This is a genomic window from uncultured Stenotrophomonas sp., from assembly GCF_945952405.1.
Classification (GTDB): Bacteria; Pseudomonadota; Gammaproteobacteria; order Xanthomonadales; family Xanthomonadaceae; genus Stenotrophomonas.
In genome coordinates this window covers 292586-312395 of the sequence record NZ_CAMFIA010000002.1, presented here as the reverse complement: position 1 = coordinate 312395, position 19810 = coordinate 292586, and the positions used below count along the sequence as shown (strand labels likewise).

Genomic DNA, 19810 nt, shown 5'->3' with positions numbered 1-19810 from the left:
ATGAAGTCTGCTACCCATCCTCTGCCATGAGCGCGCCCGGCCCGCGTCCGATCCGGCCGTTGCCGGACATCCTGATCAACCAGATCGCCGCCGGCGAAGTGGTTGAGCGCCCTGCGTCGGTGGTCAAGGAACTGGTCGAGAACGCAATCGATGCCGGTGCAAGCCGCGTCGATATCGATCTTGAAGAGGGCGGTGTGCGCCTGATCCGCATCCGTGACAACGGCAGTGGCATCGCGCCGGAGCAGCTGCCGCTGGCGGTGTCGCGTCACGCGACCAGCAAGATCGCCGATCTGGATGATCTTGAATCGGTGGCCACGCTGGGTTTCCGCGGCGAGGCGCTGCCGTCGATCGCCTCGGTCAGCCGTTTCACCCTGGCCTCGCGCCGCGCGCATGACGAACATGGTTCGGCGCTGCAGATCGAAGGTGGCAAGATCGGCGAAGTCACGCCGCGTGCGCACGCACCGGGTACCACGGTGGAAGTGCGCGAGCTGTTCTACAACGTGCCGGCACGGCGCAAGTTCCTGCGCGCCGAGCGCACCGAACTGGGCCATATCGAGGAATGGCTGCGTTCACTGGCGCTGGCGCGGCCGGATGTCGAGCTGCGCGTTTCGCACAACGGCAAGGCCTCGCGCCGCTACAAGCCGGGCGACCTGTATTCCGATGCGCGGCTGGCCGAAACGCTCGGCGAGGACTTCGCCAACCAGGCGGTGCGCGTGGACCACAGTGGCGCCGGCCTGCGCCTGCACGGCTGGATTGCACAGCCGCACTATTCGCGCGCCAGTGCCGACCAGCAGTACCTCTACGTCAACGGCCGTTCGGTGCGTGATCGCAGCGTCGCCCACGCGGTGAAGATGGCCTACGGTGATGTGCTGTACCACGGCCGCCAGCCGGCCTATGTTCTGTTCCTGGAGCTGGACCCGACCCGGGTCGACGTCAACGTGCATCCGGCCAAGCACGAGGTGCGGTTCCGTGATTCGCGGCTGGTCCATGATTTCGTCTACCGCACGCTGAAGGATGCACTGGCTGATACCCGTGCCGGCGTGTCGGCACAGGAGATCGGTGCCGGTCCTGCACACCCGGCGGATGCGGGGACGGCAGCGATGACATCAAGCGCGGGAGCATCCGGGTTCGGCCTGGTCCGCGGTCCCGCACCGGGAGCGGGTGGCGGTGGCGGTGGATTCTCGGGCTGGCGGCCGCAGCAGCCGCTCGGCCTGCAGGTGGCCGATGCACCCGCTGCCTACGCCGCACTGTATGCCGCCCCGGCCGCTGCGGAACGTGGCGACGCGTTGCCGCCGATGCCGACCGCGAACGGATTGCCGCAGACCAGCGCCGATGCGGGCGTGCCGCCGCTGGGCTACGCGATCGCGCAGCTGCATGGCATCTACATCCTGGCCGAGAATGCCGAAGGCCTGATCGTGGTCGACATGCATGCGGCCCACGAGCGCATCGGCTACGAGCGCCTGAAGAATGCGCACGATGGCATCGGCCTGCAGTCGCAGCCGCTGCTGGTGCCGATCACGCTGGCAGTGGGCGAGCGCGAAGCGGATACCGCCGAAAGCGAAGCGGAAACCCTGGCTGCGCTGGGTTTCGAAGTGACCCGCGCCGGTCCCGGGTCGCTGCATGTGCGCAGCATCCCGGCGCTGCTGGCCCGTGCCGAACCGGAAGGACTGCTGCGCGACGTGCTGACCGACCTGCGCGAACATGGCCAGAGCCGGCGCGTGGCGAGCGCGCGGGACGAACTGCTGTCGACCATGGCCTGCCATGGCGCCGTACGCGCCAACCGGCGCCTGACGGTTCCGGAAATGAACGCGCTGCTGCGCGATATGGAAATCACCGAGCGGTCCGGCCAGTGCAACCACGGCCGACCGACCTGGGCCCGTTTTTCGCTGGCGGAGATCGACCGCTGGTTCCTGCGCGGACGTTGAGGGGAGCATCGATGCGTTATCGGGGAGCGTGCGGCCTGCTGGCCGCGTGGGTGCTGGCCGCCTGCAGCCCGGCGGCGCCGCCGGCAGCGGCGGTCGCCGACGATCCGGCCTATACGGCCGCGCAGCAGCAATGGCGCGTTGCGCGCTACCAGGACCTGACCCGGCCGGATGGCTGGACGGCACTGGTGGGCCTGCACTGGCTGCAGAACAAATCACATTTCGTCGGCAGCGGCGCCAGCAATGGCATTCGCCTGAGCGTCGGGCCGGACAAGCTGGGCCTGCTGCGCCGCGAGGGCAGCCAATGGTGGTTCACGCCCGAAGCCGGCGCTGCTGTCAGCCATGACGGCCAGCCGGTGCGCACTCGCATCCGCGTCGACACCGACAAGGATCCGCAGCCGACCCTGCTCGCCTTCGACGGTGGCAAGGGACAGCTCAGCATCATCCGCCGCGGTCCGCGTGATGCGTTGCGGGTCAAGCACGCCGACGCGCCGGCGCGCCGCGATTTCGGCGGCCTGGAGTATTGGCCGGGCGGTTCGGACTGGCAGGTGCAGGCGCGCTTCATCGCGCATCCGCCAGGCAAGACCCTGCCGATCGTCGATATCACCGGCCTGACCACCGAAATGCCCAACGCTGGCACGGTCGAGTTCCAGCGCGACGGCCGCAGTTGGCGGTTGGAGGCGATCGGCGCCACGGGGCAGCCGCTGTTCCTGATCTTTGCCGACCGTACCAGTGGCCGTGGCAGCTATCCGGCCGGGCGCTACCTGGATACCGATGCGCCCAGCGCCGACGGCAAGGTGCGCATCGATTTCAACCATGCCTACAACCCGCCGTGTGCGTTCACCGCCTATGCGACCTGCCCGCTGGCACCGCCGGAAAACCGGCTGGACCTGCGCGTGGAAGCCGGCGAGAAGGCCTACCACCTGCCTGAAGGAGAAGGCTGACATGCCGATTTCCCCCCTGTTCCGCGCCGTCCTGCTGCTGGTGGCCTGTGCGGTTGCACCGCTGGCCGCGGCACGCAATGCTCCGGCGACCGACACGGCGGCTGCGGCTGCGGCCAGGCCGCCGGTGCCGCTGTTGTGGAAAGTCACCGGCCCGGGCGATGCGCGCCTCTACCTGCTGGGTTCATTCCACCTGCTGAAGCCGCAGGACTATCCGTTGTCGCCCGATGTCGAGCAGGCCTTCGAGGCATCGCAGCGGATCGTGTTCGAGCTGTCGCCGGAGGACATGCAGTCGCCGCAGCTGGCCAGCCGCATGGTGCAGGCCGCGGTGCGCACCGACGGCAGCGAGCTCAAGCGTGACCTTGATGCCGCCACCTGGCAGAAGCTGCAGGCGTTCGCGGCGCAGAACAAGCTGCCGCTGGCACAGATGCAGGGCATGAAGCCGTGGTTCGTCGGCCTGAGCATTTCGGTCGGGCAGATGCAGAAGCTGGGGCTGGACCCTGCACTGGGCCTGGACCGGCATTTCATGGAGCGTGCGCAGAAGACCGGGCGCAAGACCGCGGGACTGGAAGACATCGATACGCAGATCGGCATGCTCGATGGCATGACGGTGCAGGAGCAGCGGCAGATGCTGTCCGAAGCCCTGGACCAGGCCGGCAAGGGCGATGAGCAGGCGCGCCAGCTGCACGATGCATGGCGCCGTGGCGATGAGCGCCTGCTGTGGACCAGGATGGCGGCGGAAATGCGCCAGCAGTATCCGCAGCTTTACCAGCGCATCAATACCGGCCGCAATGACGCGTGGGTGCCGAAGCTGCTGCCGTACCTGCAGGCCGGGCAGGGTGGAACGCTGGTGGTGGTCGGTACGCTGCACCTGCTCGGCAACGACGGCGTGGTCGAGAAGCTGAAGGCGAAGGGTTACAAGGTTGAGCGTGTATGCACGGGGTGCAAGCCCAAACGCCAGATCGCTGCCATGTGCGGGTAGCCGGATCGGCAAAATGAAACGGCGCGCCAGAGGGCGCGCCGTTTTCGTTTCAGCGACTGCAGCAGGCTCAGCGGCGCGTCTTGCCGCCGGTACCGGTACCCGTGCCGGTACCCGGTTCGCCGGGCTTGCTGCCGGTACCGGTGCCGGTGCCACCCGGGCGCGGGCCGCCGAAACCGGTGCCCATGCTGCGCTGGAATTCCTGCCACAGCTCGAGGTTGCGCTCGGTCAGCTGGTTCATCATCGCCCACGGGGTCTGGCCCAGCAGGTTGCCCATCTGCTGGCGGAACTGCTGCTGCTGGTCGAGGAAGACCTGCATGCTGCGCTCCAGGTAGTTGCCCATGAAGCCCTGCAGGGAATCGCCGTAGAAGCGGATCAGCTGGCTCAGCAGCTGGGTGGACAGCATCGGTTCGCCGTCCTGTTCCTGGTCGGCGATGATCTGCAGCAGAACCGAACGGGTGAGGTCGTCGCCGCTCTTGGCATCGCGGACTTCGAAGTCTTCACCGTCCAGGATCAGCTGGCGCACGTCCTCGATGGTGATATAGCTGGAGATCTCGGTGTCGTAGAGACGGCGGTTCGGATACTTCTTGATGATGCGGGTCGCAGCCATGAAGCGGTCACTCGTCACAGTAGATGCTCAGCATGGCGCAGTGCAGCAGCCGTTGCAACCGCCTCAGCCCCCGCCAGGCTTGGCTTTCAGCGGCGATCATGTTGCGCAACAAGGGTTTGCGTGCTGCGCAGCATGACCATCGGCAGGGGCCACCGGCGCAGGCCGCGGCGGCTGCGTGCGCGGCTTACCAGCCCATATGGTGGCCGCCGTTGATGTCGAGGTTGCTACCGGTGATCCAGGACGCCTCATCGGCCACCAGGAACGATACGCCGTAGGCGATCTCTTCCGGCTTGCCGAGGCGCCCGGTGGGGATGTCGGCGATGATCTTGGCACGCACTTCTTCCGGAACCGCCATCACCATGTCGGTGGCCACGTAGCCGGGCGAAATGGTGTTGACGGTGATGCCGAAGCCAGCATTCTCGCGGGCCAGCGAGATGGTGAAGCCGTGCATGCCGGCCTTGGCCGCCGCGTAGTTGGCCTGGCCGTACTGGCCCTTCAGGCCGTTGATCGAGCTGATCTGGATGACCCGGCCCCAGCCGCGGCGACGCATGCCCTCGATGACCGGGCGGGTGACGTTGAACACCGAATTGAGGTTGGTGTTGATCACATCGTGCCACTGGTCCACGCGCATGCGGTGGAAGGTGGTGTCGCGGGTGATGCCGGCGTTGTTGACCAGGATCTCGACCGGGCCCAGCTCCGCCTCGACCGCGCGCACCAGTGCTTCGGCGCTGTCCGGATCGGAGACATCGCCCGGGAAGATCGACACGCTGTAACCGCGCGCGGTCATCGCCTGCTGCCAGGCGCGGGCCTTGGCCTCGTCACGGTAGTTGGTGGCGACCCGGTGGCCCTGGTCGGCCAGACGTTGGCAGATGGCGGTACCGATGCCGCCGGTTCCGCCGGTGACCAGTGCGACGCGAGATGTCATGGAATGCTGTCCGGGTATCAGGAGGGGGAAGGGGGATTCTGCAACATCGGCGCGGAAAGTGCGCCGGGCGGCAACAGGATGTCGGTGCGCGGCAGTCGTGCCGGGTCGAATGCCTGGCATGCGCGGGCCAACAGCGTGTCCAGATCCTGCGCGGCATCCAGCGCCGTGGGGGCCTGGCCGAGCAGCTGCCAGAGCTGGCGCAGCACCGGCAGCGGCTGGCCACTGTCGACCGGCAGTGCGGCCAGCGACTTGGAGAGCTTATGGCCTGGGGCATCCAGCAGCAGGGGCAGGTGCCAGTAGCGCGGCACGGCCAGCCCCAGCGCCTGTTGCAGCAGGATCTGGCGGGCGGTGGAATCGAGCAGGTCGGCGCCGCGCACCACTTCGGTCACGCCCTGCGCGGCGTCATCGACCACTACCGCCAGCTGGTAGGCCCAGCAACCGTCGGCCCGGCGCAGCACGAAATCACCGACCTCGGCGTGCACGTCCTGCCGTTGCCGGCCGCGCAGGCCATCGTCGAAGCACACGATGCTGCCGCGCGGCACGCGGAAGCGGACGGCGGGGTCCGGGCGGGCCTGCCGCGCCACGCAGCGATGGTGGATGCCGCCACTGGCGGCCAGCTCGCTGCGGCTGCAGTGGCAGATGAAGGCAAGATCGCTGGCCAGCAGGACGTCCAGTGCGGACTGGTAGGCCTCGCCACGCGTGCTCTGCCAGAGGATCGGACCGTCGTGGGCGAGGCCGAACGCGGCCAGCGCCTGCAGTTGTGCCTCCGCCGCACCCGCAACGGTGCGTGGCGGATCGACGTCTTCGATGCGCAGCCGCCACAGTCCGCCGTGATGGCGGGCGAGCAGCCAGCTGCCGAAGGCGGCGAGCAGGGAACCGGGGTGGAGCAGGCCGGTCGGCGAGGGCGCGAAGCGGCCACAGGGAATGGGGGAGGTCATGCTGGCTGAATCGTCGGTCAGGTTGGCGCTTGAATTCAAGCTGACCACACCGCAAATTGACCGATATCGACCCCTTCCGAGCCGGATTTTCCCATGTTCACCCGTATTGCCCTCTTTCTAGCGACCAACCTTGCGGTGCTGATCCTGGCCAGCATCGTGATGTCCCTCCTGGGCGTGGACTCGCGCTCGATGAGCGGCCTGCTGGTCATGGCCGGCATCTTCGGTTTCGGTGGCTCCTTCATCTCGCTGCTGCTGTCCAAGTGGATGGCCAAGCGCTCGACCGGTGCCGTGGTGATCACCGAGCCGCGCAACCCGACCGAACGCTGGCTGCTGGCCACCGTCGAGCGCCAGGCCAAGGCGGCCGGCATCGGCATGCCGGAAGTGGCCGTGTATGAAGGCCCGGAGATCAACGCCTTCGCCACTGGCGCCAACCGCAACAACGCGCTGGTGGCGGTGTCCACCGGCCTGCTGCACAACATGAGCGAAGACGAGGCCGAAGCGGTGCTGGGCCACGAAATCGCCCACGTCGCCAACGGCGACATGATCACCATGGCCCTGCTGCAGGGTGTGCTGAACACCTTCGTGATCGTGCTGGCCCGCGTGGTCGGCGGCATCATCGACAGCGCGCTGTCGGGCAACCGCGAGGGCGGCGGCCGCGGCTTCGCCTACTACATCATCGTGTTCGTGCTGGAGATGGTGTTCGGCCTGTTCGCAACGATGATCTCGATGTGGTTCTCGCGCCACCGCGAGTTCCGTGCCGATGCCGGTGGTGCCTCGCTGGCCGGCCGCCAGAAGATGATCGCTGCGCTGGAGCGCCTGCAGCTGAACCACGGCCAGAGCACGCTGCCGACCCAGATCGCGGCCTTCGGTATCGCTGGCTCGACCGCGAAGAAGCTGTTCATGAGCCACCCGCCGCTGGAAGAGCGCATCGCTGCCCTGCGCGCGTCGACCGTGGCCTGAGTCTCCAACATCCACGGTAGTGCAGGAACGCCTGGCCTCGCGCCGGGCGTTCTTGTTTGCGGGCATACGCATCGGTGGCGCTGGATGATGCCCTGAATCGTTTCCGTGACTGCGGAGGGGTGTCACTTTCTTTGCTCGTGCAAAGAAAGTAACCAAAGAAACACGCCGCCGGGGCGCGAGCCGATGCTGCGCATCGGTACCCTGTGCTCCTCGGTCCGTCGAGGGACGGTGCGGGAACTCGCTGCGCTCAGACACCCGCACCTCTTCGCCCTCGCCGGACCTGCGGTGCTCGGCTCGCTCAAGGCGGACCCAAGGTCAAATGCCACAGCTGCACCCAGTAGCTCCACGCCATGCGTGGATGCCGTTGCCGTTGATCCTGACCTTCCAGTCCGTCTTGAGCGAGCCGAGCATCGCAAGGGAATCAGGGGCGAAGAGGTGCCTCGCATTCTGTAGAGCCGAGCCATGCTCGGCTGCGCGGGCGCCGTCCCCTGATTCGCCGAGGAGCGCAGGGCACCGGTGGGCACGCAAACGAAAACGGCACCTTCGCAGGTGCCGTTTCCATGGACTGCTCTACGCAGAAGCTCAGAACTTGGCGTCGAACTCGGCGGCGTAGCCGGTGTTGACCAGAACCTTCTGCAGCGACTCGGCCACCTTCAGGTTGCCGGCCACGATCTGGTGGGTCTCCGGACCGCGGTTGTCCATGCGGCCCAGGGTCGCGCCCTTGAAGTCGCAGACCTTGCCGCCGGCTTCGCGGACCAGCAGCAGGCCCGCGGCGATGTCCCATGCCTTCACGCCGGCTTCGAAGTAGGCATCGGCACGGCCACAGGCCACGTAGGCCAGGTCGAGCGCGGCTGAACCGGAGCGGCGGATGTCCTCGCCGTGCACCAGCAGGGCGTCGACCGCCTTCAGCTGGGCGCTGGCGCGGCTGCGCTCGCGCGGGGCGAAGCCGGTGTGGATCATGGTGCCGTCCAGGTCCTTGCGCTCGGCCACGCGGATGCGGCGATCATTCAGGACAGCGCCGGCGCCACGGCTGGCGGTGAACAGTTCATTGCGCAGCGGGTCGAAGATGACCGCATCGGTCGGCTCGCCGTTCTCGACCAGGGCGATCGACACGCAGTAGTGCGGCACGCCGCGCAGGTAGTTGCTGGTGCCGTCCAGCGGGTCGATGACCCACATCTGGCGGCGCTCGCCCTGCACGCCACCTTCTTCACCGAAGATGCCGTAGTCCGGGTAGGCGCGCTTGAGTTCCTTGACGATGACCTTTTCCGCGTCCGCATCCACTTCGCTGGCGTAGTCCATCCGGCCCTTCTGCACCACGTTCAGTGCCTCGAGCTTGTTGATGTTGCGCAACAGGACGTTGCCGGCGAGGCGGGCGGCCTTGACCATGACGGTTACGGCGGGTTTCTGCATGGCGTGGGCTCCCGGAAAGGCAGAAGAGATGGACTGGCGGGGGAAAAGAGCGGGTCCGGCGCAGTGGCCGGCCGCACAGTTTACCATTGCTCATCGTCCAGCTCGACCTTTTCCCTGTTCATGTCCCAGTTTCCTGCCGCCACCCGCCTCCGATTCGTCCTGGTCGGTACCCAGCACCCCGGCAACATGGGGGCTGCCGCCCGCGCCCTGAAGACCATGGGCCTGGCCCGCCTGGTGCTGGTCGCCCCCGAAAAGCCGCTGGACGAGGAGGCCTTCCGCCGCTCGGCCGGCGCTGAAGACGTGCTGGGGGACGCCCCGGTGGTGGCCACCCTGGCCGAGGCGGTGGCCGACTGCCGCCTGGTGCTGGGCTGTACCGCCCGGGCCCGCCGGGTCCAGCTGGAGGAGTACCTGCCGGCCGACGCGGCCGCGCGCGCGGTGGCCAAGGCCGCCGAGGGCGCCGAAGTGGCGCTGGTGTTCGGCCGCGAACGTACCGGCCTGACCAACGAGGAGCTGCAGCTCTGCCACGCGGCGGTGCATATCCCGTCCGACCCGGAGTTCAGTTCGCTCAACCTGGCGGCCGCGGTGCAGGTGCTGGCCTATGAAGCGCGCATGCAGCTGCTGGGTGCGCAGCCGGTGGCCGGGAGCGAGCCGGGCTTCCGCGAGCAGGCGGCCAGCCACGAGCAGATGGAGAGCTTCTTCGCCCAGCTCGGCGACACCCTGGACGAGATCGACTTCCACAAGGGCCGCGCCCCGGAATCGGCGATGCGCAAGCTGCGCCGCCTGTTCCTGCGCAGCGAGCCGAGCGAGCAGGAAGTGCGCCTGCTGCGCGGCATCCTCGCCGACACCCAGCGCATGGCGCGGCTGGCCCAGGCGGGCGGCAAGGATAGCTGACGACGGTCTCATTTTTTCGGGTAGTCTGTCTGGATACCCAGGGGGGAATGACGTCTGTGTCGGGTCTGCGAAAGGCAATGCAGGGGGGACTGCTGAGCCTGGCCATGGTCCTGCTGGCCGGGACGGTGCGCGCAGCACCGGACCCGGTGCTGGTGCTGGGCCGGATCAGTGATGATCCCAAGGCGCATTACGAACAGCTGCAGCCCCTGCTGGACTATGTCGTGGCGCACATGCACGACGTCGGCATCCGCGAAGGACGGATCCTGATGGCGCGCGACCCGCAGCAGATGGCCAGCTATCTGCGGCGGGGACGCGTCGACTGGGTCACGGAAACGTCCGGCACGGCGGTGGCGTTGGGCCAGCGCAGTGGCGCACGGCCGCTGCTGTTGACCGAACGCAACGGCGTACGCGAATACCAGACGGTGTTCTTCGTGCGCCGCGACAGTCCGATCCAGCGGGTGCAGGATCTGCGTGGCCATCGTCTGGCCCTGCAGAACACCGCCTCCACCAGCGCTTACCTGGTGCCGGTGATGACCCTGCTGGAGCAGGGCCTGTCGCCGCAGATCCTGGCCGGGGTCGCGGACATGCCGGGGCGTGACAGCGTGGGATATGTGTTTGCACGCAGCGAGCTGAACATCGCGACCTACGTGCACAAGGGAATGGCGGATGTGGGGGCGGTGAGCAGCGTGGACTGGAGCGACGAGCGGCGGGTGCCGGCCGCGTTCCGGCGTGATTTCCGCGAACTGCTGCGCACCGAACCCTATCCGCGAGCGGTGGAGGTGGTCCGCGCCGACCTCGATCCGCGGGTGCGTGATCGCCTGCAGGAAGTCCTGCTGCAGGCGGCCAGCGACCCGCAGGCCCAGGCGGCGTTGCATCGGTTTTTTGGCACTTCCGGTTTCCACCGTGTCGATGCGCATGCGCAGCAACGGCTGGATGAATTGAAACAAGGATTGACACGCGTGCGGATGGAAGTGGAATGAAGTGGCTCGGCTCGGGGATGCAGGCCCGCTTCCTGCTGGCGATGGGCGGAGCGATGGTGGTGGTGGTGGCGATCCTGGCGGTGCTGCTGGGGCGCCAGGCGGCCATGCAGGGGGAGGTGCGTACCCTCAGCGGGGGCGTCATCCATGAACTGTTCGACCGCAGCGTGCGCAGCCGCGGCGAAGCGATGGCGCGCGAGCTGTCCGATGCGCTGGCCAACCCGCTGTACTACCGCGACCTGGACCAGGTCGGCGCGCTGGTGCGTGCCACCGCGCGGCAGCCGGTGGTGCGCTACGTGCTGGTGTTCGACGAACGCGGGCGGCTGGTGCATGACGGCTCGGTCGAGGTGTCCGGGTTCGGCCAGCCGATGGCCGATCCCTTGGCTCCCCGTGCGGCGGCGGCACAGGCCCTGGTGGTGCAGGAGTCGCCGAAGGTGCTCGACAACGCGATGCCGATCATGGTCGGCAACCAGCGCGTCGGCGGCGTCCGCGTGGGCATGGCACTGGATGAGGTGCAGCAGCGCGAGCAGGCCGCCAACGCCACCCTCGGCGAGCGCCTGCAGCTGGTCGGCAGCCGGCACCTGGGATGGCTGCTGCTGATGCTGGGGCTGCTGGTGGTGATCGGCGTGGCGGTGATCCTGTACGTGCAGCGCACGCTGGTCGCGCCGATCCGCGACCTGGCGGCGGCCGCGCGCCGCATCGAGGCAGGGGACTACCAGGCGCCGCTGGCCGAAAACACCCGTGATGACGAGGTGGGTGAGCTGGTGCGCGGCTTTGCCCGCATGCGTGATGCGATCGCCCGGCATGACCGCGAAGTGCGGCGCATGGCCTACACCGATGCGCTGACCGGTCTGACCAACCGGCTCGCGTTCCGCGAAGCGCTGGACCATCGGCTGATGGCCGCGCGCGCCTCCAACCACCGGTTGGGGCTGCTGTTCGCCGACATCGACGACTTCAAGCGGGTCAACGACACCCTCGGCCATGAAGCAGGCGACGAAGCCCTGCTGCAGTTCGCCCAGCGTATCGGTCGCGCGGTCAGCGAGGCGGGGGGCGACGAAGCCCTGCTGGCCCGCTTCGGCGGCGACGAATTCGTGATCCTGGTCGGCGACGGCGACGTGGCCGCCAACGCGCGGCTGTTGGCCGAAGTGCTGGTACGCGAGCTGGGCAAGCCGCTGGTGGTGCAGGGCAGGGAACTGTTCCTGGGAACCTCGATCGGCGTGACCCTGTTCCCCGACGATGCAGCCGATGCGACCACGCTGCTGAAGAACGGTGACATCGCCATGTACCAGGCGAAGATGGCCGGCAAGAACTGCTACCGCTACTACAGCCGGGCGATGGACCACGCGGTCGAGCGCCGCGTGCACATGGAGCAGGAACTGCGCGGGGCCTGGGAACGCGGCGAGCTGCGCCTGGCCTACCAGCCGATCTTCCGCATGCGCGACCGCCGCATGGTCGGCGTCGAGGTGCTGCTGCGCTGGCAGCATCCGACCCTGGGCACGATCCCGCCGTCGGTGTTCATCGAGGTGGCCGAACAGAGCGGGCTGATCGAGATCATCGGTCCGAAGGTGCTGCGCGCGGCCTGCATGGAGGCCGCGCAATGGCCGCGTGGCGTGGCCGGCGACGATCTGTTCGTATCGGTCAACGTGTCGCCGCGACAGCTGCGCGGCGGCGAACTGCCGGCGCTGGTGGCGCAGTGCCTGCATGAATCCGGGCTGCCGGCTTCGCGGCTGCATCTGGAGCTGACCGAAACCGTGGTGATCGGCGATGAGATGGTGGCCGCGCAGCTGCTGGACAAGCTGCACCGCACCGGCGTGAAGGTCTGGCTGGATGATTTCGGTACCGGCTTCTCCGGCCTCAGCCATCTGCGCCAGGTGCCGGTGGACGGGGTGAAGATCGACAAGAGCTTCGTTGCCGACATGCAGCGCGATCCTGATGATCTGGCGCTGACCACGGCGATCATCGCCATGGCCCACGCGCTGGGCATTACCGTGGTCGCCGAGGGGATCGAGCAGCAGGCGCAGTTCGAGCTGCTCGCGCAGCGCGGCTGCGACCTCGGCCAGGGCTACTGGCTGAGCCATCCGGTCACCGCCACCGAAGTGGTGCGGATGATCGAATCCGGCGTCTGACCAAAAAAGGGGACGGAGGGGATTAAGTCGCAAATGCATAAGCGACTTAATCCCCTCCGTCCCCTTTTTCTGGGGTGCTCAGAGCGGGCGCTTGCTGGGGTCGCCCGGCAGTTCGCGGACCAGCTTGGGAATGAGGTAGCCGGACAGGCGCGCGGTCAGGCCGGCGACCAGCGCCTTGGCCTGGCTGTCATCCACTTCGAAGTGGGCCACGCCCTCGACCCGGTCCAGCTGGTGCAGGTAGTAGGGCAGGACGCCGGCGGCGAAGCTGCGCTCGCTCAGGTCCTGCAGGGCCTGCACGCTGTCGTTGACCCCGCGCAGCAGCACCGCCTGGTTCAGCAGCTGTGCGCCGGTGCCGCGCAGGCGCGCCATCGCGGTGTCCACACTGGCGTCGAATTCATTGGCATGGTTGGCGTGGACCACGATCGCCAGCGGCCACGGCAGGCTGCCCAGCCAGGCCAGCAGCTCCTCGTCCACCCGTTCCGGCAGCACGATCGGCAGGCGGCTGTGGATGCGCAGGCGGCGCAGGTGCGGGATCCCGCGCAGCGCATCGGTCAGTTCAACCAGCTTGTGGGTGGCCAGTGACAGCGGGTCGCCACCGGACAGGATCACCTCGTCAATGTCCGGGTCAGCCGCGATCGCCGCGACCGCCTCCTGCCAGCCGCCCTTGGCTGCGTTCTCCGCGCCATAGTCGAAGTGGCGGCGGAAGCAGTAGCGGCAGTTGATCGCGCAGCTGCCGGTGGCGACCAGCAGGGCGCGGCCGCGGTACTTCTGGATGACGCCGGTGGCCTTGCGGGCGGCGCCATCGCCCACCGCATCGAAACTGAACCCGGGGGCCGGGCGCATTTCCTCGTCGATCGGCAGCACCTGGCGCAACAGCGGGTCGGCCGCATCGCCCTTGCGCATGCGGGCCACGAACCCTTCCGGTACGCGCAGTGCGAACTGGGTCATGGCCGCGTCCGAGACGCCCAGCGCGGCCGGGTCCAGCTCCAGCCGGGCCAGCAGGGCCTGCGGGTCGCGCAGGGCCTGGCGCCAGAGCTGCTGCCAGCGCGTGGGCGCGCCTGGCGACTGGGGCCGGGGGAAGGCGGAAAGCTGCATGGAGAGGGGGCCTGCGGTTATCATGGGGGCAGAAAAACAGTCGCCCACCGGCATCCGGTGGGCTTTCCATTCTAACGGCTCGCCGCACCCGCGGCGTTTTTGCCACTCAGGAGTTTACGCATGGCCAGCTACGGCATGAACGACGTCAAGAACGGGATGAAGATCCTGGTCAACAACCAACCGGCCGTCATCATCGACACCGAATACGTCAAGCCGGGCAAGGGCCAGGCCTTCACCCGCGTGAAGTACCGCCTGATCAAGGACGGCCGTACCCAGGAAGTCACCATGAAGTCGACCGACTCGCTGGATGCGGCCGACGTTGTCGATACCGACATGAACTTCATGTACAGCGATGGCGAGTACTGGCACTTCATGGATCCGGAATCCTTCGAGCAGGTCCAGGCCACCAAGGCCGGCATGGGCGGCGCCGAGAAGTGGCTGAAGGGCGAGGAGTCCTGCGTGGTCACCCTGTGGAACGGCGAGCCGATCTTCGTGCAGCCGCCGAACTTCGTCGAACTGAAGATCACCGAAACCGATCCGGGCGTCCGTGGCGATACCTCGGGCGGTGGCGGCAAGCCGGCCACCCTGGAAACCGGCGCCGTGGTCCGCGTGCCGCTGTTCGTCAACCAGGAAGAAGTGATCCGCGTCGACACCCGTTCGGGTGAGTACTCCGCGCGCGTCAAGTAATCCGGCGCAGCCGGATTACGGTAGTGCCGGCCGCTGGCCGGGTACGCGCCATCGCATTCGCGCTGGCGCTCCCATGATCTGCTTCGGCAGATCATGGGCCCCGCTTCACGGGTCTCCAGACCCCGCCGCTTCGCGGCAGCCCCTGACTCAGGGGCGTGTCCCCCAGAAGTATCTCGCCGCCCCCCCAGCCAGTGAGCCCGCATGAGCGATAGCCCGCACCTCCCCGAAGCCTGCGACCTGCTCATCGAAGCCGGTTATGTCGTTCCGATCGAGCCGCATGCGGTGGTGCTGGAAGACCACGCCGTCGCCGTGCGTGGCAGCGAGATCGTGGCCATCCTGCCGCGTGCAGAGGCGCGCGCGCGCTTCCGCGCCGCCCAGGTGGTCAGCCGCCCCGAGGCCGCGCTGATGCCGGGCCTGGTCAACGCGCACACGCACAACCCGATGACCCTGCTGCGCGGCGTCGCCGATGACCTGCCGTTGATGACCTGGCTGCAGCAGCACATCTGGCCGGTGGAAGCGGCGGTGATCGGTCCGGAGTTCGTCGCCGACGGCACCACCCTGGCCATCGCCGAGATGCTGCGCGGCGGTACCACCTGCGCCAACGAGAACTACTTCTTCGGCGATGTGCAGGCAGCGGTCTACAAGAAGCACGGTTTCCGCGCGCTGGTCGGTGCGGTCATCATCGATTTCCCCACCGCCTGGGCCAAGACCGACGACGAGTACTTCGCCAAGGCCGGTGAACTGCATGACCAGTGGCGCACTGATCCGCTGATCGGCACCGCGTTCGCGCCGCATGCGCCGTACACCGTCAACGATGCCAACTTCGAGCGGGTGCGGATGCTGTCCGACCAGCTCGACATGCAGGTGCACCTGCACACCCACGAGACTGCGCAGGAGATCAACGATTCGATCAAGCTGCACGGCCAGCGCCCGCTGGCGCGGCTGGACCGGCTCGGCCTGGTCAACGATCGCCTGATCGCGGTGCACATGACCCAGCTGACCGATGCGGAAATCCACCTGTGCGCCGAACGTGGCGTCAGCGTGGTGCACTGCCCGGAATCGAACCTGAAACTGGCCTCCGGGTTCTGCCCGGCCTGCGCCCTGCAGCGCGCAGGCGTGAACCTGGCGATCGGTACCGATGGCTGCGCCAGCAACAACGACCTGGACATGTTCAGCGAGAACCGCACGGCCGCGATCCTGGCCAAGGCCGTGGCCGACGATGCCACCGCGCTGGATGCGGCGACCACGCTGCGCGCCTCCACGCTGGGCGGTGCACGCGCGCTGGGCTTCGGCGACCGCATTGGTTCGATCGAAGTCGGCAAGCAGGCCGACCTGGTCTGTGTCGACCTGTCCGCGCTGGAAACCCAGCCGCTGCATAACGTGCTGTCGCAGCTGGTGTATGCCACCGGCCGCCAGCAGGTCAGCGACGTCTGGATCGCCGGCAAGCCGAAGCTGGTGCAGCGTGAGCTGGTCGGCATGGACCTGCCGGGCATCATCGCCAACGCGCGCCAGTGGCGCGAGCGCATCCGTCACATCCGCGCCTGAACCCCGGCGCCGCAAGGACTCCCCCATGACTGCTCCCCACGCATCCTCCAATTTCGATCAGGCCGAGCTGGACAAGTTCGCGGCGCTGGCCAACCGCTGGTGGGACGCTGACGGCCCGCAGAAGCCGTTGCATGCACTGAACCCGGTGCGCCTGAAGTACGTGGCCGACCGGGTACCGCTGCGCACCGCGCGCGTGCTCGATATCGGCTGTGGTGGTGGCCTGCTGAGCGAGGCGCTGGCGCAGTCCGGTGCCGACGTCACCGCCATCGACCTGGCCCCGGAACTGGTCAAGGTCGCGCGCCTGCATGCGCTGGAAAGCGGCGCCAAGGTCGATTACCGGCTGCAGGCCGCGGAAGACCTGGCCGCCGAGCAACCGGGCAGTTTCGATGTGGTCACCTGCATGGAGATGCTCGAGCACGTGCCGGACCCTGGCGCGATCATCGAGGCCTGCAAGCGCCTGCTGAAGCCGGGCGGCCAACTGTTCCTGTCGACCATCAACCGCACGGCGGCCGCGTTCGCAGTGGCGATCGTCGGTGCCGAGTACGTGGCGCGGCTGTTGCCCAAGGGCACCCATCACTACCAGGAATTCATCAAGCCGGCCGAGCTGGCGCGCTGGCTGCGCGAGGCCGACATGCAGCTGGTCGATGTCAGCGGCATGGCCTACGAGCCGTGGCGCAACCACGCCCGCCTGAGCAGCCGTACCGACATCAACTACCTGGCCTACGCGGTCAAGCCGGCATGACCGCCGCCCGCTTCCCGCGCGCGGTGCTGTTCGACCTGGACGGCACCCTGCTGGACAGTGCGCCGGACTTCGTGGCCACCTGCGATGCGATGCTGGCCGCGCGTGGCCGTGCGCCGATCGATCCGGCGCTGCTGCGCCCGGTGGTATCCAAGGGGTCGCGGGCCATGGTCTCGGCCGCGTTCCCCGAGCTGGACGCTGCCGCACGCGACGCGCTGGTGCCGGAGTTCCTGCAGCGCTACGAGGCATTGATCGGCCAGCACGCGGTGCTGTTCGATGGCGTGGCCGGCATGCTGGCGGCGCTGGACGATGCCGGCACGGTGTGGGGCATCGTCACCAACAAGCCCGAGTACCTGGCGCGGTTGATCCTGCCGCAGTACGGCTGGCAGCAGCGCTGCGCGGTACTGGTCGGCGGTGACAGCCTGGCCGAGCGCAAGCCGCACCCGTTGCCGCTGCTGCACGCCGCGCAGGCCATCGGCATCGATGCCGGGGACTGCGTGTACGTGGGCGATGACGAGCGCGACATCCTCGCTGCGCGCGCCGCCGCGATGCCGTCGGTGGCCGCGCTGTGGGGCTACCGCCTGCACAGCGATGACCCGTTGGCCTGGCAGGCCGACGTGCTGGTCGAGAACGCCGGACTTCTGCAACTGGCCAGTCTCTGGCCGACCCGGCCGGTCGCCCCGGCCCAGCCGTAAGGAATCACGTAGTGAGCAGTACCGCGCTGGACAGTTTCCTCGACAAGTGGCGCAGCCGTTGGCCGGAATGGTCGGTGGCCGCCCCGTTCGTGGCCGAATCGCAACGCGAGCTTGCCGTGGCGTGGTTTGCGCTGCTGCAGGAATTCGACGACATGCTCAATACCAGTGGCGACCCGTTGCCGGCCGATGCCAAGCTGGCCTGGTGGGGCGAGGAACTGCGCAGCTGGGCCGCGCAGCGTTCGCGCCATCCGCTGGGTCGCCTGCTGGAGCCGGTGCGCGCGCCGTGGGCGCAGTTGGCCGAGGCGCTGCCGGACCTGATCGAAGCGCGCACGGTCGCACTCGATGCAGCAGGTGCCGAACGCGCGCTGGCCGGTTACGCCGAGGCGGTCGCGGCGGTGGAAGCGGCGCTGTTCGCTGAAACGCCGGGCAAGCGCGCACCGCGCTCCGGCGCTGGCCGTGCCGTGCAGCTGCAGACCCTGGCCCAGCGGCTGCAGGATGCCGGCGTGGCCGGGGTACCGCGCAGCCTGCTGGATGAAGACGCCGGTACCGCGGCGCAGCGCTGGGCACAGTACCTGCTGAGGGGATGGGGCCGTCGCGTTCCAGGCCCGCGCCCGCGTCGCGTCTGGTCCAGCCTGGCGCGCGCGAGGGTGGCGGCACAAGCCGCGGGCCAGCCGATCGAAGCGACGCCGGTACGCACCCTGTTGCGCGTGTGGTGGGCCGCCCGCGGCTGAGCGGCATCGTCTGCGTGCTGCCGGCCCGCGGCCGGCACGACCGTGCTGGAGCGTTTCAGAAGCTCCTGATTTCGTTCATGGCCGCGCGCAGGCGCTCGCGGTCCACAGGCGCAGCACCGTCCTGCCGCCGTGCATCGACCGCGTCGAGGATGCCCAGCCACGCACCGTAGATCTGCTCGCGCTCTTCGGTTTCGATGAAGCCGCTACGGCGATCAAGTGCGTTGAAGCCCTCGGTGTAGTCGCGTCCGATATGCGCCAGCGCGGCCTCCAGGGCGGCGGCATCGCTGCCGTGTTCGGCAGCCTGTTTCAGTGCGGCGGTGCAGGCCTTGCGATAGAGCGCGGCTGCCTTGTCCGCCTGGGGGGCGCTGATATGCGCGCTGCCTTCCCAGTCCCGGAACGGGTTGTCCAGGTTGGCGGCCAGCCACTCGGCCTTGCGCAGCTGCGCCACGTCCAGGTCCAGGCCCTGTGCGGCTTCGTCCCTGTACGCCTTCCTGATGGCGGTGCCGAGCCCGGCGGGCAGGCTGTGCAGCCACAGCCGGCACAGCCGCGGCCAGCATTCCGGTGCCGGGAAGGTTTCGCCGGCGCCGGGAAACAGATTGCTCCCGCTGAGCGTATGCAGCTGCCGCAGTTCGCCCAGGCGGTGCAGGTGCTGCAGCACGCAGGGCGCGCCGCTGATGGTCAGCGATTGCAGGTGCGGGAACTGCCCGGCGATGCGGGCGGCGTCGAGTTCGCGTACCTCGCGCAGCTGCAGTTCGCCCAGCTGTGCCAGGCCCAGCCCCGGCAGCTGTGGATCGGAGCTGATCAGGGTCAGCCATCGGCCTTGCGCCTCGGCGTGGATGGTCAGCCCGGGATCGATGCGGCCGAGCAGGGTCAGGCGATCCAGCTGCGGGTTGAGGTGCAGCGATCGCAGGCCGGTGGCATCGATCGTCAACTGCATGAGCCCGGTGCCACGCAGATCCACGGCCGGTGCCTGCAGGCCGCTGAGCCGCAGCGTGTGGATCAGCGGGCGCGTGCGCAGCCAGGGCCACAGGCCGGGCACCGGCGTGCTGATCTCCAGCTGGGTCAGCAGGGGCAGGGCATCGAACACGTCCAGTGACGGCGCGAGGTTCAACGTTGCGCCGTCCAGCATCCGGGTGCAGCGGCGTACCGGATGCGGACCGTTGTCCAGCACCACGCTCAGGTCTTCGGGGGCGGACAACGCCGCATGGAAGGCTCGTACCGCATCGGCATCCAGCGAATCCCAGTGGCGTTGCCAGAGATGTTCGTCGCCGCATGGCCAGCTGCCATGGCTTCGGGGCGAATCGGTGAGCAGCGGCTCGCGCCAGCCCACCCGCTGGAAATCGCGGGGGACGCGCTTGCCGGCCCAGCGGTGCACGAGGGTGGGCGCCGCGCGCAACTGGCTGAAGCGAGCGGGTTGCATCGCAGCGACCTCGGCTGGATCAGGCACGGCGTTGCCCACCCAGTCCAGGCTGAGGATGGCGAAGGCGCCGCTTTCGCTGTCCTGATGGGTGAGCTGGTAGGCCGCGTAGGCCCCCAGCCGTGCGTTGTGGACGACGTGGATATCACCCGCAGCGGGCATGCAACGTTCCTTGTTTCGAAGTGCGCGGTTGTTCCCGGCGGTACCGGCCGCGGGAAACAA

Annotated in this window: 18 protein-coding genes; 12 read left to right on the top strand and 6 right to left on the bottom strand. The window is 68.2% G+C overall.

Translation table 11 applies throughout. From position 1 onward, the window contains the following. Positions 1-26 precede the first annotated feature (26 nt). Genes mutL through Q0P60_RS03760 form a run of 3 tightly spaced genes read left to right on the top strand, consistent with a single transcriptional unit; the run spans position 27 to position 3845 of the window. On the top strand, positions 27-1925 hold the full coding sequence (gene mutL, locus Q0P60_RS03770) for a DNA mismatch repair endonuclease MutL (protein ID WP_294988414.1): 1899 nt from the start codon (positions 27-29) through the stop codon (positions 1923-1925). 11 nt (positions 1926-1936) lie between these two features. Then, complete coding sequence (locus tag Q0P60_RS03765) at positions 1937-2866, top strand: DUF1684 domain-containing protein (protein WP_294988411.1); 930 nt, start codon at positions 1937-1939, stop codon at positions 2864-2866. Between the two features lies 1 nt (position 2867). After that, positions 2868-3845, top strand: a complete 978-nt coding sequence (locus Q0P60_RS03760; RefSeq protein ID WP_294988408.1) for a TraB/GumN family protein — start codon at positions 2868-2870, stop codon at positions 3843-3845. Between the two features lie 67 nt (positions 3846-3912). Here the strand turns inward: Q0P60_RS03760 and phaR are convergent, their stop codons facing one another. From phaR to gluQRS, 3 genes are all read right to left on the bottom strand, one after another. Then, a complete protein-coding gene (phaR, locus tag Q0P60_RS03755) occupies positions 3913-4452 on the bottom strand; it encodes a polyhydroxyalkanoate synthesis repressor PhaR (protein WP_294988405.1) in 540 nt (179 codons plus the stop codon). Between the two features lie 184 nt (positions 4453-4636). Further along, the gene (phbB, locus tag Q0P60_RS03750) at positions 4637-5377 is read right to left on the bottom strand and encodes an acetoacetyl-CoA reductase (RefSeq protein ID WP_294988402.1); all 741 of its coding nucleotides are present in this window, start codon (positions 5375-5377) and stop codon (positions 4637-4639) included. A 17-nt stretch (positions 5378-5394) separates the two neighbouring features. Next, positions 5395-6315 carry a tRNA glutamyl-Q(34) synthetase GluQRS gene (gene gluQRS / locus Q0P60_RS03745; protein WP_294988399.1) on the bottom strand — a complete coding sequence of 307 codons (921 nt, stop codon included), beginning with the start codon at positions 6313-6315 and terminating at the stop codon, positions 5395-5397. A gap of 93 nt (positions 6316-6408) precedes the next feature. On the opposite strand from gluQRS, the gene htpX reads away from it, so the two are divergent. Next, entirely contained in the window at positions 6409-7275 is an 867-nt protein-coding gene (gene htpX, locus Q0P60_RS03740; RefSeq protein WP_294988396.1) for a protease HtpX, read from the top strand. Positions 7276-7857: 582 nt separating this feature from the next. Here htpX and Q0P60_RS03735 read toward each other — a convergent pair. Further along, a complete protein-coding gene (locus Q0P60_RS03735; RefSeq protein WP_294988393.1) occupies positions 7858-8685 on the bottom strand; it encodes an inositol monophosphatase family protein in 828 nt (275 codons plus the stop codon). Between the two features lie 120 nt (positions 8686-8805). Here Q0P60_RS03735 and Q0P60_RS03730 point away from each other — a divergent pair, with 120 nt between their 5' ends. From Q0P60_RS03730 to Q0P60_RS03720, 3 genes are read left to right on the top strand one after another with little or no spacing between them, the layout of a single operon-like run. Next, positions 8806-9576, top strand: coding sequence for an RNA methyltransferase (locus Q0P60_RS03730; RefSeq protein WP_294988390.1), 771 nt, complete (start codon positions 8806-8808; stop codon positions 9574-9576). Positions 9577-9623: 47 nt separating this feature from the next. Continuing rightward, the gene (locus Q0P60_RS03725; protein ID WP_294988387.1) at positions 9624-10556 is read left to right on the top strand and encodes a phosphate/phosphite/phosphonate ABC transporter substrate-binding protein; all 933 of its coding nucleotides are present in this window, start codon (positions 9624-9626) and stop codon (positions 10554-10556) included. Beyond that, positions 10553-12679 (top strand): EAL domain-containing protein, encoded by a 2127-nt coding sequence (locus tag Q0P60_RS03720; protein ID WP_294988384.1) that lies wholly within the window; start codon positions 10553-10555, stop codon positions 12677-12679. Before Q0P60_RS03725 ends, Q0P60_RS03720 begins: the two co-directional genes overlap by 4 nt. A 78-nt stretch (positions 12680-12757) precedes the next feature. On the opposite strand, the gene epmB is transcribed toward Q0P60_RS03720, so the two are convergent. Next, positions 12758-13798, bottom strand: a complete 1041-nt coding sequence (gene epmB / locus Q0P60_RS03715) for an EF-P beta-lysylation protein EpmB (protein ID WP_294988360.1) — start codon at positions 13796-13798, stop codon at positions 12758-12760. Between the two features lie 96 nt (positions 13799-13894). On the opposite strand from epmB, the gene efp reads away from it, so the two are divergent. The 5 genes from efp to Q0P60_RS03690 all read left to right on the top strand — a co-directional run bounded on the left by efp (position 13895) and on the right by Q0P60_RS03690 (position 18171). After that, positions 13895-14461: an elongation factor P gene (gene efp / locus Q0P60_RS03710; protein ID WP_014037874.1), complete on the top strand. Its 567-nt coding sequence runs from the start codon at positions 13895-13897 to the stop codon at positions 14459-14461. A 201-nt stretch (positions 14462-14662) separates the two neighbouring features. Further along, positions 14663-16006 (top strand): TRZ/ATZ family hydrolase, encoded by a 1344-nt coding sequence (locus Q0P60_RS03705; RefSeq protein WP_053460913.1) that lies wholly within the window; start codon positions 14663-14665, stop codon positions 16004-16006. Between the two features lie 25 nt (positions 16007-16031). Next, positions 16032-16748, top strand: coding sequence for a bifunctional 2-polyprenyl-6-hydroxyphenol methylase/3-demethylubiquinol 3-O-methyltransferase UbiG (gene ubiG / locus Q0P60_RS03700; RefSeq protein ID WP_294988354.1), 717 nt, complete (start codon positions 16032-16034; stop codon positions 16746-16748). After that, positions 16745-17440, top strand: coding sequence for a phosphoglycolate phosphatase (locus Q0P60_RS03695; protein WP_294988351.1), 696 nt, complete (start codon positions 16745-16747; stop codon positions 17438-17440). Before ubiG ends, Q0P60_RS03695 begins: the two co-directional genes overlap by 4 nt. An 11-nt stretch (positions 17441-17451) precedes the next feature. Then, positions 17452-18171, top strand: coding sequence for a squalene/phytoene synthase family protein (locus Q0P60_RS03690; protein ID WP_294988348.1), 720 nt, complete (start codon positions 17452-17454; stop codon positions 18169-18171). Positions 18172-18226: 55 nt separating this feature from the next. Here the strand turns inward: Q0P60_RS03690 and Q0P60_RS03685 are convergent, their stop codons facing one another. After that, the gene (locus tag Q0P60_RS03685; protein WP_294988345.1) at positions 18227-19750 is read right to left on the bottom strand and encodes a hypothetical protein; all 1524 of its coding nucleotides are present in this window, start codon (positions 19748-19750) and stop codon (positions 18227-18229) included. Positions 19751-19810 lie beyond the last annotated feature (60 nt).

Excerpts from the sequence above, each read along its gene's own strand:
- Q0P60_RS03760 (WP_294988408.1), top strand. The coding sequence starts at position 2,868 with ATGCCGATTTCCCCCCTGTTCCGCGCCGTCCTGCTGCTGGTGGCCTGT.
- Q0P60_RS03685 (WP_294988345.1), bottom strand. The coding sequence starts at position 19,750 with ATGCCCGCTGCGGGTGATATCCACGTCGTCCACAACGCACGGCTGGGG.
- htpX (WP_294988396.1), top strand. The coding sequence starts at position 6,409 with ATGTTCACCCGTATTGCCCTCTTTCTAGCGACCAACCTTGCGGTGCTG.
- Q0P60_RS03720 (WP_294988384.1), top strand. The coding sequence starts at position 10,553 with ATGAAGTGGCTCGGCTCGGGGATGCAGGCCCGCTTCCTGCTGGCGATG.
- phaR (WP_294988405.1), bottom strand. The coding sequence starts at position 4,452 with ATGGCTGCGACCCGCATCATCAAGAAGTATCCGAACCGCCGTCTCTAC.
- epmB (WP_294988360.1), bottom strand. The coding sequence starts at position 13,798 with ATGATAACCGCAGGCCCCCTCTCCATGCAGCTTTCCGCCTTCCCCCGG.
- Q0P60_RS03705 (WP_053460913.1), top strand. The coding sequence starts at position 14,663 with ATGAGCGATAGCCCGCACCTCCCCGAAGCCTGCGACCTGCTCATCGAA.
- Q0P60_RS03735 (WP_294988393.1), bottom strand. The coding sequence starts at position 8,685 with ATGCAGAAACCCGCCGTAACCGTCATGGTCAAGGCCGCCCGCCTCGCC.
- Q0P60_RS03725 (WP_294988387.1), top strand. The coding sequence starts at position 9,624 with ATGACGTCTGTGTCGGGTCTGCGAAAGGCAATGCAGGGGGGACTGCTG.
- Q0P60_RS03730 (WP_294988390.1), top strand. The coding sequence starts at position 8,806 with ATGTCCCAGTTTCCTGCCGCCACCCGCCTCCGATTCGTCCTGGTCGGT.
- gluQRS (WP_294988399.1), bottom strand. The coding sequence starts at position 6,315 with ATGACCTCCCCCATTCCCTGTGGCCGCTTCGCGCCCTCGCCGACCGGC.
- phbB (WP_294988402.1), bottom strand. The coding sequence starts at position 5,377 with ATGACATCTCGCGTCGCACTGGTCACCGGCGGAACCGGCGGCATCGGT.
- Q0P60_RS03765 (WP_294988411.1), top strand. The coding sequence starts at position 1,937 with ATGCGTTATCGGGGAGCGTGCGGCCTGCTGGCCGCGTGGGTGCTGGCC.
- ubiG (WP_294988354.1), top strand. The coding sequence starts at position 16,032 with ATGACTGCTCCCCACGCATCCTCCAATTTCGATCAGGCCGAGCTGGAC.
- Q0P60_RS03695 (WP_294988351.1), top strand. The coding sequence starts at position 16,745 with ATGACCGCCGCCCGCTTCCCGCGCGCGGTGCTGTTCGACCTGGACGGC.
- mutL (WP_294988414.1), top strand. The coding sequence starts at position 27 with ATGAGCGCGCCCGGCCCGCGTCCGATCCGGCCGTTGCCGGACATCCTG.
- efp (WP_014037874.1), top strand. The coding sequence starts at position 13,895 with ATGGCCAGCTACGGCATGAACGACGTCAAGAACGGGATGAAGATCCTG.